Below are 16,929 nucleotides of genomic sequence, written 5' to 3' on the forward strand. Positions count from 1 at the left end.
CATTGGGCAAAAAAACAGGCGACTGCGTTACCGCAATCGCCTGTGTGTAGTTAGACTAACCGACTAGCTTTGACCAGCCGGACCTCCGATCGGCGAGTCGCCTGTGTCGTCCGTTTTCGTGTCATTTGAACGCAACCCTGACTCGCCGCGATCGTCCCAATCTTCGGGGGGACGTGGCTTGCGGCCGGCCATGATATCTTTTATCTGGTCTTCATCGATGGTCTCGTACTTCATGAGCGCATCGGCCATGTCATCGAGCGCCTGTCGATTCTCCTCAAGAATCTTACGGGCACGCTCGTAATTGGTGGTAATCAGCTCTCGGATCTCTTGGTCAATCAGTTCGGCCGTATCCATCGACACGTCTTTACGACCGGACTGTGTGCGACCCAAATACATCGCACTCTCGTCCTCCGTATAATTCAACGGACCGAGCTTTTCCGAAAGCCCCCACCGCGTGACCATGTTTGTGGCGATATTCGTCGCCACTTCAATGTCATTGGACGCCCCGGTGGTGACACCCTCTTCACCCAGCGTCATCTCTTCGGCAATGCGTCCACCAAACAACACGGCCAGCTGGCTCTTCAGCCGTCGCCGACTCGCACTATAGCGGTCCTCCTCGGGCAGAAAAACGGTGACGCCGAGCGCACGCCCACGTGGAATGATGGTGACCTTATAGACCGGATCGTGCTCAGGCACATTCAGTCCGACAATGGCGTGTCCCGCCTCATGGTAAGCCGTATTGCGCTTTTCCTCTTCGCTCATCACCATCGATTTGCGCTCCGCGCCCATGATGATCTTATCTTTGGCTTGTTCGAAGTCTTCCATTTGCACGGTGCGACGGTTGCTGCGCGCCGCCATCAGCGCCGCCTCATTCACTAAGTTCGCCAAATCGGCGCCTGAGAAACCCGGCGTGCCTCGTGCGATCACGGAGGGACGCACATCATCACCGATTGGCACTTTTCGCATGTGCACTTTGATAATTTGCTCGCGCCCGCGTACGTCTGGCAGCGGCACCGTTACTTGACGGTCAAAACGTCCTGGTCGCAACAAGGCTTTATCAAGCACATCGGCTCGGTTGGTCGCGGCAATCACGATCACACCTTCGTTGTCCTCGAAGCCATCCATTTCAACGAGCAACTGGTTGAGCGTTTGCTCCCGCTCGTCGTGACCGCCACTCAATCCGGCGCCGGCTCCACGATGACGTCCCACCGCATCGATCTCATCAATAAAGATAATGCATGGGGCATGTTTCTTGGCCTGATCGAACATGTCGCGTACACGTGAGGCACCTACGCCGACGAACATCTCGACAAAATCCGAACCCGAAATGGTAAAGAACGGGACCTTAGCCTCTCCCGCTATCGCGCGGGCGAGCAAGGTTTTACCGGTGCCAGGCGGGCCTACCATAAGCACACCACGGGGAATCTTGCCCCCGAGACGCTGGAACTTAGTGGGGTCGCGCAGAAAGTCGACAATTTCACCCACTTCTTCTTTGGCTTCTTCGACACCGGCGACATCAGTGAAGTTAACGTTGACTTGATCTTCGCCGAGCATGCGGGCGCGGCTCTTGCCAAACGTGCGAATGCCGCCACCGCCACCGCCTTGCATCTGGCGCATGAAATAAATCCACACAAAGATAAGGAGCAAGAACGGCGCAAACTCGATAAACAGGATAAAGAGCAGACTGCGATCTTTGGGTTCGGCACGTGAGTAGGTCACGTTGGCCTCGTCCATCTCTTTAATCAGCGCCTGATAATCGCGCTCCACACTCAGTGTGCTAAACGTCTGGCCGTTCTTGAGCTTTCCGGTGATTTTGTTTTGATCTTCGAACACGACGGTGTCGATCGCGCCGCGATCGAGCTGATCACGAAAGTCGGAGTAATTAAATTGATTGGCCGGCGCCATTTTAGGCCCGAAATTATCAAACACCGTGACCAGCACGAGCGCGATAATGACCCATAGTAGTAAGTTCTTACCCAGATCGCTCAAGGGTTTACTCCCGATATTTAAAGTGCGTGAAAAGAGTCAGAGTGTGTCCGCTGCGTGTGGCTAAACGAGTGTATTCGTTTAGGGAATCTGTCCCGCGACCCCGACCGACGTGACAACCCAAGACACGGAGACCAGGGTGCGGGCCAGATGACGCGCTGCAAGAACGCGTCTGAGTCATCAACACTACTACACCTCATAGCCCGTGGCCACCATGTATGTCTCACGGCTTCGCGGCCGGGATGCCCGCGGCTTGCGAACCTTGACATTCCGAAACAGGGATCGAGCATTTTTGACATATAAATCAAAGCCTTCGCCATGAAAGAGCTTGGTTACAAAGGCACCACCCGGGCGCAATACCTGCGTGGCACAATCGATCGCGAGCTCGGCTAAATACATGCTGCGCGACTGGTCTGCTGACCGTATGCCACTGATATTGGGGGCCATATCCGACATTACAAGATCCGCTTTACCGTTCATGGCCGAAAATATCTGCTCGAGCACATCGTCTTCACGAAAATCGCCCTGGATAAACGTAACTCCTTCTAATGGTTGCATTTCCAGCAGATCAACGGCAACAATTTGACCATCCGGCCCAAGCTGTTTTGCCGCCACCTGAGACCACCCGCCTGGCGCAGCGCCTAAATCGAGCACCCGCTGCCCGCGCCGAATCAGCGGCTCTTTGTCGAGCAATTCGAGCAGCTTGTACACCGCGCGACTGCGATATCCATCGCGCTGAGCCTGAAGGACATATTCGTCCTTATGGTGTTCGTGCAGCCACCGACCGCTACTGCCTTTTCTGCCCACCTAAAATTCTCCTGCCAACCTGACGCTAGCGGTGCTAGAGTCCGCCTTCCTGATTGAAACCGAAACCTGGCGCGAGCTCTTTTGGACTGGACGGCACACTTATGCAACTCACCGAATCACAAAAAAAATACCTACGCGGCCTCGCACACCAAAAGAAAGCCGTGGTGATGCTGGGTAACCAGGGCCTGACTGACAATGTATTGAAGGAAATTAACACGGCGCTTTCGTTTCATGAACTGATCAAAATCAAAGTGCGTGTAGGCGATCGTGTAGAACGCGATACGGTATTAAAACAAATTGTCGATAACCAGGAATGTGAACTCATTCAGCGCGTAGGCAATACGGCAACGTTGTTCAAACGCAATCTCGACAAACCTCGCATTCAGCTACCGCGCTAAGCGACGCATTACACCGAGGGAGTAAGCGTCAAACGATCGTCTCGGCAAACGTTGTGTGTTGGTTCTGCGACCGTTTATCTAAATGTAACGCACTTCGAGTATTTCATACTCGATGTCACCGCCTGGTGCTTTGACCACAATCTCGTCCTCAGCGGACTTACCGATGAGCGCTCGAGCGATAGGCGAGGTGAACGAGATCAATCCGCGTTTAATATCGGCCTCGTCCTCGCCAACGATACGGTAGGTCACTTCCTGATCGGATTCGAGTTCCAGCAGTTTAACGGTAACGCCAAAAATCACTTTCCCGGTATCGGGCATGTCGGTGACATCGATGATCTGGGCATTAGACAGCTTCCCCTCGATGTCCTTAATCCGACCTTCGATGAAGCCCTGCTGCTCCTTGGCAGCATGATACTCAGCGTTTTCTTTTAGATCGCCATGTTCCCGCGCTTCGGCAATGGCCTTGATAACCGTCGGACGGTCTTCCCCTTTGAGTCGCGTCAGTTCATCCCGAAGCTGCTGGGCCCCTTCGGCGGTCAGTGGCACTTTGTTCATAAGTCAACTTCCTTATGGAGTTCTTGCAGTCGATTCACGTCCGTCACGTCCAGATAATCCATCGCTGCGCAACCCGCACGGCCACCCGCCACGGTGGTGTAATACGTTACTTTACCACGCACCGCCTCGCGACGAATGGAATGCGACTCGTGGATTGCCTGTTTGCCCTCGGTGCTGTTCACGATTAAGTCGATCTCACCATTTTTGATCATATCAACGACGTGAGGTCTACCTTCATGCACCTTGTTGACTCCTTTACACTCAACGCCTGCGCCGTTGATCGCACGTGCCGTGCCGTGAGTCGCAATCAGCGAAAAGCCGCGTTCCACCAAATCCTGCGCAAGCTCAACCGCGGCGGGCTTATCACTGTCGCGCACGCTGATAAACACCTGACCACTCGCCGGTAGCTTGATGCCCGATGCTTGTTGCGCCTTAGCGTAGGCAATCGCAAACGTCGGCCCCGTGGCCATAACTTCGCCCGTGGATTTCATCTCTGGACCCAGTATCGGGTCAGACCCTGGAAACTTTAAGAAAGGAAACACCGACTCTTTTACTGAGTAATAGCGCGGCTTGGGGGTTACCAAGCAGTTTTGTTCTTTGAGCGATCGCCCCATCATCACACGCGCCGCGATTTTGGCGAGCGGAAGACCCGTCGCTTTCGAGACAAATGGCACCGTTCGCGAGGCACGCGGGTTTACCTCCAGAAGGAAAATGTTGTCACCCTGAATCGCAAACTGGGTATTCATCAACCCCACGACGTTGAGCGATCGCGCCAGCAACGTGACTTGACGAATCAACTCATTCTCAGTGGCTTCACTGAGCGAGGCCGGCGGCAAAATACAGCTCGAATCACCCGAATGAACACCCGCCTGTTCGATATGCTCCATAATGCCACCGACTAGTACATCGTCGCCGTCGCAAATAATGTCAACGTCGACTTCTGTGGCCAGATTCAAGAACCGGTCGAGTAGCACCGGACTCTCGTTCGACACTTGCACTGCGCTGTTAATATACGCGTTGAGATCCGCTTTCGAAAACACGATTTCCATAGCCCGACCACCCAGCACATAGGAAGGCCGCACGACGAGCGGATAGCCCACATCTTCCGCGCGCTCGAGCGCCTCTTCTTCGGTTTTGGCGGTCGCATTTGCCGGCTGCTTGAGGTCGATATCCTGGATGAGCTGTTGGAACCGCTCGCGGTCCTCCGCCAAATCAATGCAATCGGGTGTGGTGCCCACAATCGGCGCGCCCGCCGCTTCCAGTTGCCGCGCCAGATTGAGTGGCGTCTGACCGCCAAACTGCACGATGACACCCACCGGTTTTTCCAGTTCAATGATGGTCATCACGTCCTCAAACGTGAGGGGCTCAAAATACAAACGGTCAGAGGTATCGTAGTCTGTCGACACCGTTTCAGGGTTACAGTTGACCATGATCGTTTCGTAACCGTCGTCGCGCAGCGCTAACGCCGCATGCACGCAGCAATAGTCAAACTCGATTCCTTGGCCGATGCGATTGGGACCGCCGCCCAGAATCATCACTTTGTCCCGATCAGACGGGTCCGATTCGCACTCCTCTTCATACGATGAGTACATATAGGCCGTGGATGTCGCAAATTCGGCCGCGCACGTATCAACGCGTTTAAACACCGGAATAACACTGTGTTTTATGCGACTAGCGCGAATATCGGCCTCGCCCACATCACACAACGCGGCGAGGCGTAAATCGGAAAACCCTTTGCGTTTCAGCTCGCGAAGTCGATTCGCATCCAACGCCTCGAATCCCGCCGTGGCCACCGCTTGCTCGGTTCGAATAAGATCCTCGATCTGCGCGAGAAACCATGGATCAATACCGGTCAGGGTGCCGATTTCATCCATCGAAAAGCCATGTCGAATCGCATCGGCCAAGTATAAGATGCGATCCGCGCCGGGCGCCTTGAGCTCGTGACGCAACATCGCTTGCGCGTTGCTGCTGGCCTCCACCGGCATGATGGGGTCAAATCCGCAAATGCCTGTCTCAATACCTCGAAGTGCCTTGTGCATCGATTCTTGAAACGTCCGGCCGATCGCCATCACCTCGCCGACCGACTTCATTTGCGTGGTGAGACGATCATTGGCATCGGGAAATTTCTCGAACGTAAAACGTGGAATCTTCGTTACAACGTAGTCGATCGATGGTTCGAACGAGGCGGGAGTCGCGCCGCCAGTGATGTCGTTGCTCAATTCGTCGAGTGTGTAGCCAACGGCCAGCTTCGCCGCGACCTTTGCGATCGGGAACCCGGTGGCTTTGGAAGCGAGCGCCGACGAGCGGGATACACGTGGATTCATCTCGATGACAATCAGCCTACCGTCATCGGGGTTTACCGCAAACTGCACATTTGAACCGCCCGTCTCGATACCGATTTTGCGCAATACCGCGAGCGACGCGTCCCGCATAATCTGGTATTCCTTGTCGGTCAGTGTTTGCGCAGGCGCCACCGTTATCGAGTCGCCTGTGTGCACACCCATTGCGTCCAGGTTTTCGATGGCGCAGACAATAATGCAATTGTCGTTCTTGTCCCGAATCACCTCCATCTCGAATTCTTTCCAACCCAACAGTGATTCTTCCAGCAGCACTTCGGTTGTCGGACTCAGATCGAGTCCGCGACTGACAATGTGTTCGAATTCTTCCAGGTTGTAGGCGATGCCGCCGCCCGAACCACCCATGGTGAACGACGGACGAATAATAATGGGAAAGCCAATGTCGTTACGAATAGCAACCGCTTCTTCCATCGAATGGGCAATACCGGCGCGTGCCGACGCAAGACCAATTTCGGTCATGGCCTGGCGAAATTGTTCGCGGTCCTCGGCCATATCGATCGCCTCACGTTGCGCAGCGATCATCTCCACATTGTATTTTTCCAACACTCCCTTGCGTACGAGGTCCAGCGCACAGTTGAGTGCGGTTTGACCGCCCATCGTTGGCAACAGTGCATCGGGTTTTTCCTTGGCGATAACCGACTCGACGTTTTGCCAGCGAATCGGCTCGATATACACCGCGTCTGCGGTATCCGGATCGGTCATAATGGTCGCCGGATTTGAGTTAACCAAAATAACCCGGTAACCCTCTTCTTTTAGCGCCTTACACGCCTGCGCCCCGGAATAATCGAATTCGCAAGCTTGACCGATCACGATGGGACCGGCGCCGATAATAAGGATTGACTGGATGTCGGTACGCTTAGGCATGGCGTCTCTCGTTAGCCGGTTGCGCGCGCCCGCGCACCCGATGGGTTTAAGGGGAGTTCGTTTCTCAATTGACGATCAGCTGGCCATTAGCGACTGCTGATGAACCTTCATCATGTCGATAAACTGACCGAACAGCGGGCGCAAATCATGTGGTCCCGGACTGGCTTCAGGGTGACCTTGAAAACCGAACGCCGGCGTGTCGGTTCGGGCAATGCCCTGTAGCGATTGATCGAACAGTGAAATGTGAGTAGCGGTGAGGTGATCAGGCAGACTGTCTTGATCCACCGCAAAACCGTGATTCTGGCTGCTGATCATCACGACCTTGGACGCCAGATCTTGAATGGGGTGGTTCGCGCCGTGATGACCAAACTTCATTTTGATGGTGCGCGCCCCGCTCGCCAAGGCCAACAATTGGTGCCCAAGGCAAATACCAAACGTCGGTATCCGCTGCGCCAGGATCGTTTTGATCGCGTCTATGGCGTAGTCACACGGTTCGGGATCGCCCGGCCCGTTTGATAAAAACACGCCGTCCGGCGACATCGCCAGGACCGCCTCGGCGGGCGTCTCAGCGGGCACCACCGTGACATCGCAACCGTGATGCACCAGCAGCCGAAGAATATTGCGTTTCACGCCAAAATCGTAGGCCACAACTCGATAGCGCTTACTGACATCCGGTGTGTCGCCTTCCAATGTCCAGATATTTTCTGCCCACTGATATTCCGTTTTGGTTGACACCACTTTCGCCAGATCCATGCCCTTCAAACCCGGAAACTTCTGCGCCGCGGCGACCGCCACATCCGCATCGTAACTGCCGGTCATGATGCAGCCGTTCTGTGCTCCATGGGTTCGCAGGTGGCGCGTCAATCGACGCGTGTCGATATCGGCGATGGCGACCGTTTGTTGGCGTATTAGGTAATCGCTCAAAGACTCCTCCATACGCCAATTGCTCGGCAGGATGGGCAAGTCGCGAATGATCAGGCCGCCGGCCTGAATCTGATCGGACTCCTGGTCATCGAGGTTGACGCCAGTGTTGCCGATATGAGGATAGGTCAATGTGACAAGCTGACGTGAATAGGATGGGTCGGTCAGAATTTCCTGATAGCCGCTCATCGCGGTATTGAAAACGACCTCACCGACGGTGCTTCCGGCCGCACCAATGGAATGGCCCTGGAAGAGTGTTCCATCTTCGAGCGCAAGAATGGCTGGTACTGTCACAGAATCCCCTACCGCCGGTCGCAGATGCCGGCTCGCTGTGTGTGATACACAAAACGGGAGGGGTTCACGACCCGTCCCGCTGGGATTGCATGATACGTCAGGTGCGCTGCAGGTGTCTATGGAGAGTTTGTAATGTTCAATACATTCTGCATGTTATAGCGCCCGGGCGACTGATCGATAAGCCAACTCGCCGCGCGCACTGCGCCCACCGCAAACTCCCGGCGATCGCCCGCGCGGTGCCGCAGCTCGATTTGATCCGTTCCGCTCTCAAACAGAATGTGGTGTTCGCCCGGGTGACGGCCATCCCGAACGCTCGTGTAGCGAATCGGTTGAAGCGTGGCGCCGGTTGCCTGTATCAACCGCCCAAATTCGAGCGCGGTGCCCGACGGCGCGTCCTGCTTGCCCGCGTGATGAATATCATGAATCGAGACCGATACCTCACCGCTCAGGCGACGAGCAATATCGGCGGCCGCACCAAAGCAGACATTCACCGAGGTGCTCATATTTGGCGCCCACAGCAACGGAATGGTGTCCGCCGCATGATCAAGCGCGTCCTGCGCGGCGTCGCCGAGTCCGGTCACACCCGACACGTACGCAACCCGATGCTGTGTGCAAAGATCAAGGTGCGTCCCCAGCGTCTCAGGCAGCGTAAAGTCGATGCAGACGTCCGCTTGCTCCAGCAAGTTCTTGGGATCCGTTGCGGCACCCGTGGCATCGGTCGCCACATGCCCGCCGGCGACCACGCGCCCAACCGCGCCAAAAAAGGCGGCTTGGGCGGACTCTGCCAGCACCAACTGCAGCGCTCGTCCCATGCGGCCTGTGGCCCCAAACAGCACAACGCGCGCACGTGTCATAGCCCGATGTCACCGCGGGAGCTGCGCACGATCACTGAGTGAGGTCGTCAAAAAAGGATTTGACTCCATCGAGCCAGGAACGCGATTTGGGGCTGTGATTCGAAGCGCCGGATTGTAGCGATTCATCAAGCTGCTCCAACAGCGTTTTTTGCTCGCGGGTCAAATTGACGGGTGTCTCGATCACGGCCGTGCAATACAAGTCGCCTACCGAACCCCCGCGCACCGGCTTGACGCCCTTGCCGCGCAGTCGGAAACGCTTGGATGATTGAGTGCCGGCCGGCACCTTTAGAGACACCTGACCGCCGAGCGTCGGCACCTCGACCTCACCGCCCAATGCCGCCGTGACAAAGCTGATGGGCACCTCGCAATGCAGGTGACTGCCTTCCCGCGCAAAAATCTTGTGGGGCTTAACCTCGATTTCAACAAACAGATCGCCAGGTGGCCCCCCATTTTGGCCGGGTTCGCCTTCGCCGCTCAGGCGAATGCGATCCCCTTCATCCACACCGGCGGGTATCTTAATGGACAACGTTTTGGTCTTGCGCACGCGGCCGGTTCCAGAGCACTGTTTACAGGGGTTGGTGATGATCACCCCGCTCCCACGACACTTGGGGCAGGTTTGTTGGACGGAGAAGAAACCCTGCTGCATTCGCACCTGACCGACGCCACCGCACGTATCACACGTGACCGGCTTGGTGCCATCGGCACACCCACTGCCATCACACGCCTCACAGACATGCGCTTTGGGAATGTCAATTTTGACTTCATCGCCAAACACGACCTGTTCAAGGGACAACGACAGGCCGTAACGCAAATCTGCGCCACGATACACTTGGGGACCACTACTGCGACGACGACCGCCGCCGAATATATCGCCAAATACATCGCCGAAAATGTCGCCAAAGTCGCTATGCATACCGCCACCACCCGCGGCACCCGACAACCCTTCCTTGCCAAACTGATCGTAGCGCGCCCGCTTATTGGGATCGCTGAGCACCTCATAGGCTTCTTTGGCGGCCTTAAACTTGGCCTCTGACTCAACGTCGCCGGCGTTGCGATCCGGATGATGCTTCATTGCCAATCGACGATAGGCTTTCTTGATCGTCGCCTCGTCGGCCGATCGTTCTACGCCCAGCACCTGATAATAATCGTCAGACATGCAATCGTGTTTCCTGAGTGTGCTCATGGCGGCGTCATCGCCGCTCACTGGTGAATTCGTGGTCTATAAACACCCCATCCGGCGGGTCAGAGCCGGATGGGATGGTAGGTGTTGCTCTACTTGTTGTCGTCGCTTTTGACTTCCTCAAACTCCGCGTCCACCGCGTCGTCGACGTCTGACGCACCGCTGTCTTCTGCCGGGGCACCGTCTTCGCTCTGCGCGTAGAGTCGCTCCGCCATGCCGGCGGACGCTTGGGCCAACGCCTGCGTCTTGGACTCAATGGCCTCTTTGTTATCGCCTTCAAGCGCTTTGCGAAGATCTGCCGTGGCGGATTCGATCGCACCACGCTCCTCAGCTGTCACTTTATCGCCGAGTTCCTCCATCGATTTTTCCGTGGCATGAATCATGGCGTCGCCTTGGTTGCGGGCATCCACCAATTCACGGAACTTGGCGTCTTCCTCTGCATGCGACTCGGCGTCTTGCACCATTTGGTCGATTTCATCGTCCGACAAACCGCTTGAGGCTTTGATCACGATTTTCTGTTCTTTGCCCGTTGCTTTGTCTTTCGCCGACACATTAAGGATACCGTTCGCATCGATGTCGAAGGTGACCTCGATCTGCGGCACACCCCGCGGGGCCGGCGCAATACCGGACAAATTGAAACGACCCAAGGACTTGTTGTCCTGTGCGCGCTCACGCTCTCCCTGAAGCACCTGAATGGTCACCTCTGGCTGATTGTCGGCCGCCGTCGAAAACGTCTCCTGCGCGTTGGTCGGAATGGTGGTGTTCTTGTCGATCAGCTTGGTCATGACGCCACCGAGTGTTTCAATGCCAAGCGACAACGGCGTCACGTCCAGCAGCAACACGTCTTTGACGTCACCCGCCAACACGCCACCTTGAATGGCGGCACCCACCGCCACGGCCTCATCCGGATTCACGTCCCGACGGGGATCTTTACCGAAGAAATCTTTTACCGCCTCGATCACTTTGGGCATGCGAGTTTGACCACCCACCAAAATGACATTGGCAATTTCGCCGACCGACAGGCCAGCATCGTTCAGTGCAACCTTGCAGGGTGTGATGGTGCGGGTCACGAGGTCTTCGACCAGCGATTCCAATTTGGCACGGGTCAATTTGATGTTGAGATGTTTCGGCCCACTGGCATCGGCGGTGATGTACGGCAAATTGACTTCTGTTTGCTGACTTGATGACAGCTCGATTTTGGCCGTTTCAGCCGCTTCTTTCAGACGCTGCATGGCCACCGCGTCTTTACTGACGTCGACACCGCTCTCTTTTTCGAACTCTTTAGCAAGGTATTGAATGATTCGCAGATCGAAGTCTTCACCACCCAGGAACGTATCACCATTGGTCGAGAGCACCTCGAACTGATGCTCACCATCCACCTCGGCAATTTCGATAATCGATACGTCGAACGTACCACCCCCGAGGTCGTAGACCGCAATCTTGCGATCACCACGCTGCTTGTCCATGCCATACGCCAACGCCGCCGCAGTGGGCTCGTTGATAATTCGCTTCACTTCGAGGCCCGCGATGCGACCCGCATCCTTGGTTGCCTGACGCTGAGAGTCATTAAAATACGCAGGCACGGTGATGACCGCTTCGGTGACTTCTTCGCCCAGGTAGTCCTCGGCGGTTTTTTTCATTTTCATGAGTACACGGGCGGACACTTCCGGTGGCGCCATTTTTTTGCCATGCACTTCCACCCACGCGTCGCCGTTGTCGGCTTTGACAATGTTGTACGGCACCATGTCGCGATCTTTGGCGACGACCTCATCGTCAAATCGACGACCGATGAGACGCTTGACGGCAAAGAGCGTGTTTTCGGGGTTGGTCACGGCCTGACGCTTCGCTGGTTGCCCGACGAGCACCTCATCGTCTTTCGTGAATGCCACGACAGACGGGGTGGTGCGGTCGCCCTCGCTGTTTTCGATGACTTTCGGCTGATCGCCGTCCATGACCGCCACACATGAGTTAGTTGTGCCAAGGTCAATGCCTATGATTCTGCCCATAACGCATACTCCAAGAGGATTTGATTAAAAAGTTGCTCAATACATGGGGGTGTCGGTCGGGCAATACAAGCCCCCTCACCCCGGAAATTCAATGATCTACAGCCAATTTCGCCGCTTAGGCCTTGGCCACCAGCACGCGCGCCGCCCGCAACAGACGGCCGTTAATTTCGTAGCCGGTCTGCACCACCTGAACCACCGTATTCGGCTCGGCATCGGGGCTATCAATCATGGCCATTGCCTCATGCAAATCGGGGTTGAACGTCTCGCCCGCCGGATCGATTTCGGTGACCCCGTGGCGGGCCAGCACCTGATCCAGAAGCTTAAGGGTCATCTCCGTGCCCTCGGTAAACGATTCAGTGGTCGCATTTTCCTTTGCCGCCTCGAGCCCCATTACCATGCTGTCGCGGACCCCCAACACATCGCCGGCAAATTTCTCAAAACCATACTTATGGGCTTTTTCAACGTCGCGCTGCGCGCGCTTCCGCACGTTTTCCATTTCGGCAGCCGTTCTCAGATACCGCGCCCAATGGTCGTCAGCCTTCGTTTCCATGGCGGCGAGCGCTTTTTTCAAGCCGTCGACGCTATCGCGATCGATCTCCACTTCGACGCTCGGGGAAAGCGACTCGCCCTCGGCGGATTCGTGTGCGTTGGCCACGCCTTCTTCAGACACAGTTTGTTCTTCAGTTTCAACTGATTTTTCTTTATCGTTCATAGTCTTAAAGCTAACTCTTAGAGTAATTAATAACGGGGAGGCGCCGCCGCGCGCAGATGCGGGAGAATATGGCGGTCTAGTCGTTGGATTTCAAGGCCGAGGTCAATATATTTGCGGTGACATCCACAATCGGAATGACCCGCTCATAGGCCATTCGGGTGGGCCCAATGACGGCCAATACGCCGACCACCCCTTCTTCGTTGGAATACGGAGCAGAAACCACCGAACAGGCATCCAACAATTCGTAGCCAGACTCTTCACCGATGAAGATGCGGACACCCTCAGCGGACATCGACTTATCCAACAGCTGAAGCAGGTCGCGCTGTTCATTAAAGGCGTTGAACAGATCGCGAATGCGCTCCATATCCGATAGATCTTGATAGTCCATCAGATGGGTTTCGCCGGCCACAGCGATGCCACTGCCTTTGTCGGTATCGGTATCAAACGCGGATTTTGCCAGTTGAATGGCATTCAGCATGAGCTGGTTCATATCATCGCGGGTTTGCTCGAGCTCGGCGACGAGCGTGCGGCGGACCGATGCGATATCCGCACCGGCAAATCGCGCATTGAGAAAATTGGACGCCTGCCGTAACTCGGATTCGGTGTATTCGCGGTCGAGTTCGATAATGCGATTCTCGACTTCTTGGTTATTCACCACCATGATCACCAGGATCTTGGCTCCCGACAAGGGTAAGAACTCAATACGGTTGAGCGCGAGATGGTTTTGTCGGGGCAGCGTCACCACACCCGCCATGCGGGTAAAACTCGATAGCATCGACGTCGCGCTTTGTACCACGTCTTTGGAGCTCATCGCGTCGCGCGCTTGTGTCTGAAAATCATGCTGCAAGCGGGCAAGCTGCGCCTCGGACATCGGCGGCACCTTCAGGAGTGTATCCACAAAGCAGCGATAGCCAAGGTCGGTCGGAATACGACCCGCCGATGTATGCGGCGAGCGAATGAAACCGAGCTTTTCAAGTCGGGACATCACGTTACGAATGGTCGCCGAGCTTGCATTGACACCCGATCGTTCGAGCAGCGTGTTAGAACCGACCGGCTGACCGCCGTCGATATACTGTTCGACCAGAGTTTTCAGTAGCGCCTGCGCCCTGTCGGACAGGCCACTGCCATCATGTTGGGTTGTCATATCGACCGCCTACTTCCTGTGTCACACCGCGCGGCGTACGTCCCGCGCGGTGGGGTTATTTTATCGTTACCATGAGCCGGCTCCAAGTTCCTCGCCAATTCAACCTCAAAATCGCTTTTAACTCGCGGCCTGCGTTGCTATCGTTTCGCACTATGTACCGCCTAATTCACAGCGCCGTATGACCCGCCAATCAGCGACCCCGAACTTTCGCTCGATTGCCCTCATTGCGCGCGATCACGATCCCAATGTCCAAGAAACGGTGGCGGCACTCATCGCCTATCTTCTGCGCAACGACCGCACGGTTTGGGTAGCCAAAGACACCGCGTTCGAGCACATTGAGGGTGTTCGCGCCTGCCCCGAGAACGCCCTTGGCGATCATTGCGATCTGGTCATTGCCGTTGGCGGTGACGGCACCATGCTCCAGGCGGCCCATCTCATCCGACGAGCGAGCTTACCGCTTCTGGGGATTAACCGTGGCCGACGGGGGTTTCTCGCCGACATCTTGCCGCACGAAGTCGAGGACGGCTTGGGCAGTATTTTGCGAGGCGAATTCGTGCGCGAATCACGCATGTTACTCCAGGCCACACTGCGACACGGAAACGACGTTAAGCAATCGCAGGTTGCCCTCAATGACATTGTGGTTCAACGCGGCGCCATGGGCCAAATGCTCGATTTCGACGTAAGGGTTGACGGCGCGTACGTCAACACCCACCGAGGCGACGGGCTAATTATTTCTACGCCTACCGGCTCGACCGCGTACGCCCTATCGAGCGGCGGTCCGATTATGCAGCCGGGCCTCAATGCCGTGGCGATGGTGCCGATCTGCCCGCACACGCTCAGTGACCGTCCGGTTGTGATCCCAGGCAACTCACACATCGAGATTCGGGTCGAACACCGCTTTGAAGCAGACGCCTTTGTCACCGTCGACGGACGCATGACCGATGAAATGGCCGTCGGCGATACGCTGGAAGTGACGCAAGCCGCCGATCGTATTACGCTTCTGCATCCCACGAACTACGACTATTTCGAGGTGCTTCGCTCCAAACTGAATTGGGGCCATTACGGGCTCCCTGAAAAGGCCTAAGCGTTAAACTGACTCTCTCTCATGCTCACCGATCTGCACATCCGCGACTTTGTGATCGCTAAGTCGCTCGACCTTGAATTTGAGCGCGGCTTGACGGTACTCACCGGAGAAACAGGCGCCGGTAAATCGATTTTAATTGACGCCTTGGGGCTCGTACTGGGCGATCGCGCTGACACACAGAGCGTGCGCGACGGTGCCGACAAGGCCGAGCTCAGTGCCGTTTTCGACCTCACCGACGAATCGAGCGCGCGAGCCTGGCTGCGCGATCGCGAGCTCGACAGCGATCATGAGTGCGTTGTTCGCCGCGTTGTTCACGCTAACGGTCGCTCCAAGGCCTTCATCAACGGTAAGCCCTGCCCAGTGCAGCAGCTTAAGGAACTCGGTGCGCTTCTGGTCGACATTCATGGCCAGCATGCCCACCAGGCAATGCTCAAACCGGAAGTTCAGCGCGCACTGCTGGATGCCACGCTGGACGCGGTGTTGCTCAACAAAACTGCTCAGGCCTTTGACACGTGGAAAACGAAGCAAATCGAGCTCGATGCGCTGCGTCAACGACTTCAGGAACGTAGCGCACGCCTGGATCTACTGCGGTTCCAGTGCGACGAACTCAATACGCTCGCCCCACTCGACGGCGAGTTCACGACGCTCAGCGAAGAACAGTACCGCCTCAGCCACGTTTCGACCTTGGCCGAAGCCTCACAGGCGGCCATTGAGGCACTGAGTAATGATTCGTCCTCCGCTCAGTCGGCGCTGGCCTCAGCGCGTCGTAATTTGGCCGGCGTATTAACCATCGATACAACGTTAGCTGAGCTGGACGAGTTGCTAGCACATGCTGAGATCGAGATTGAGGAATCGCTATCTGGACTCGTGCGGTATGCCGACACACTGGACATGGACCCAGCCCGTCGTGACTTTGTCGAAAGCCGGCTCGACGCGCTGTCGGGCGCGGCAAAAAAACACCGCGTTGAACCGGAGGCCCTCGTCGCGCAGCTCGACCGTCTCAACCACGAACTCGTCGAGTTGGATAACGCTGAAGAGTCGCTCGCCGCGCTGGAACAAGCGGTTAGCGCCGCCGCCAAACACTTTCTAAACGCGGCAAAAAAACTTACCACAGCGCGAAAAAAAGCCGCGAAACAGTTGGGCCAACGCATCGAAGAGCTGGTTCGTGAATTGGGCATGCCCGACTGCCAGTTTGCGGTGGATGTGGTTAGCGACAACACCGCTACGTGGCGACGAGATGGCATCGACACGGTGCAGTTCATGATTCAGGCCAATCAAGGTGAGTCGGCGCGGCCCTTAGCAAAAGTCGCATCAGGCGGCGAATTGTCGCGCGTTAGTCTAGCCGTACAGGTTGTGTCCGCGTCGAGTGACGGCGCGTCCTGTCGTGTGTTCGATGAAGTTGACGCTGGCGTTGGCGGCGCGGTGGCTGCTCTCATTGGTCAGCGCATGCAGGAATTAGGTCAGCATTTCCAAGTGCTCGCAGTTACTCATCTTCCACAGGTCGCTTGCCACGGCCATCAGCATTTAAAAGTCAGCAAGGCTTCGCTCGATAACCGCACACAGAGCCAAGTCACGTTGCTCAATAGTAAAGAGCGCATCGAAGAACTTGCGCGCATGTTGGGCGGCGTTGAAGTGACCGCTACGACCCGACGTCACGCAAAAGAACTACTCGGCGACGCCCACAAAACTCCACGCGCTCAGGCGTAATCGAGACTGAACTTTTTCACGTGGCTTGACGTCGGATAGTTACAACGACGCCGTTCTCGA

General features: G+C 56.1%; 13 protein-coding genes. 3 read left to right on the top strand and 10 right to left on the bottom strand.

From position 1 onward, the window contains the following. Nucleotides 1–63: 63 nt before the first annotated feature. Entirely contained in the window at nt 64–1,980 is a 1,917-nt protein-coding gene (gene ftsH, locus AAF465_03685; GenBank protein MEM7081811.1) for an ATP-dependent zinc metalloprotease FtsH, read from the bottom strand. A gap of 195 nt (nt 1,981–2,175) precedes the next feature. Further along, entirely contained in the window at nt 2,176–2,793 is a 618-nt protein-coding gene (gene rlmE / locus AAF465_03690; protein MEM7081812.1) for a 23S rRNA (uridine(2552)-2'-O)-methyltransferase RlmE, read from the bottom strand. A gap of 101 nt (nt 2,794–2,894) precedes the next feature. Between rlmE and yhbY the strand changes: the two genes are divergently transcribed. Next, complete coding sequence (gene yhbY / locus AAF465_03695) at nt 2,895–3,191, top strand: ribosome assembly RNA-binding protein YhbY (GenBank protein ID MEM7081813.1); 297 nt, start codon at nt 2,895–2,897, stop codon at nt 3,189–3,191. A gap of 78 nt (nt 3,192–3,269) precedes the next feature. On the opposite strand, the gene greA is transcribed toward yhbY, so the two are convergent. From greA to hrcA, 8 genes are all read right to left on the bottom strand, one after another. After that, on the bottom strand, nt 3,270–3,746 hold the full coding sequence (greA, locus tag AAF465_03700) for a transcription elongation factor GreA (GenBank protein MEM7081814.1): 477 nt from the start codon (nt 3,744–3,746) through the stop codon (nt 3,270–3,272). Continuing rightward, nucleotides 3,743–6,967, bottom strand: a complete 3,225-nt coding sequence (carB, locus tag AAF465_03705; GenBank protein MEM7081815.1) for a carbamoyl-phosphate synthase large subunit — start codon at nt 6,965–6,967, stop codon at nt 3,743–3,745. Before carB ends, greA begins: the two co-directional genes overlap by 4 nt. Nucleotides 6,968–7,042: 75 nt before the next feature. Then, on the bottom strand, nt 7,043–8,182 hold the full coding sequence (gene carA / locus AAF465_03710; GenBank protein ID MEM7081816.1) for a glutamine-hydrolyzing carbamoyl-phosphate synthase small subunit: 1,140 nt from the start codon (nt 8,180–8,182) through the stop codon (nt 7,043–7,045). A gap of 116 nt (nt 8,183–8,298) precedes the next feature. Beyond that, nucleotides 8,299–9,036, bottom strand: a complete 738-nt coding sequence (dapB, locus tag AAF465_03715; protein MEM7081817.1) for a 4-hydroxy-tetrahydrodipicolinate reductase — start codon at nt 9,034–9,036, stop codon at nt 8,299–8,301. A gap of 31 nt (nt 9,037–9,067) precedes the next feature. Beyond that, complete coding sequence (gene dnaJ / locus AAF465_03720) at nt 9,068–10,192, bottom strand: molecular chaperone DnaJ (protein ID MEM7081818.1); 1,125 nt, start codon at nt 10,190–10,192, stop codon at nt 9,068–9,070. A gap of 116 nt (nt 10,193–10,308) precedes the next feature. Next, the gene (gene dnaK, locus AAF465_03725; GenBank protein MEM7081819.1) at nt 10,309–12,222 is read right to left on the bottom strand and encodes a molecular chaperone DnaK; all 1,914 of its coding nucleotides are present in this window, start codon (nt 12,220–12,222) and stop codon (nt 10,309–10,311) included. A 115-nt stretch (nt 12,223–12,337) separates the two neighbouring features. Further along, a complete protein-coding gene (grpE, locus tag AAF465_03730; GenBank protein MEM7081820.1) occupies nt 12,338–12,934 on the bottom strand; it encodes a nucleotide exchange factor GrpE in 597 nt (198 codons plus the stop codon). A gap of 76 nt (nt 12,935–13,010) precedes the next feature. After that, complete coding sequence (hrcA, locus tag AAF465_03735; GenBank protein MEM7081821.1) at nt 13,011–14,078, bottom strand: heat-inducible transcriptional repressor HrcA; 1,068 nt, start codon at nt 14,076–14,078, stop codon at nt 13,011–13,013. A 178-nt stretch (nt 14,079–14,256) separates the two neighbouring features. Here hrcA and AAF465_03740 point away from each other — a divergent pair, with 178 nt between their 5' ends. Both AAF465_03740 and recN read left to right on the top strand, forming a co-directional pair. Beyond that, the gene (locus tag AAF465_03740) at nt 14,257–15,162 is read left to right on the top strand and encodes an NAD(+) kinase (protein MEM7081822.1); all 906 of its coding nucleotides are present in this window, start codon (nt 14,257–14,259) and stop codon (nt 15,160–15,162) included. A gap of 21 nt (nt 15,163–15,183) precedes the next feature. After that, entirely contained in the window at nt 15,184–16,869 is a 1,686-nt protein-coding gene (gene recN, locus AAF465_03745; GenBank protein ID MEM7081823.1) for a DNA repair protein RecN, read from the top strand. Nucleotides 16,870–16,929 lie beyond the last annotated feature (60 nt).

It is taken from the genome of Pseudomonadota bacterium, from assembly GCA_039028935.1.
Classification (GTDB): Bacteria; Pseudomonadota; Gammaproteobacteria; order Steroidobacterales; family SZUA-146; genus SZUA-146.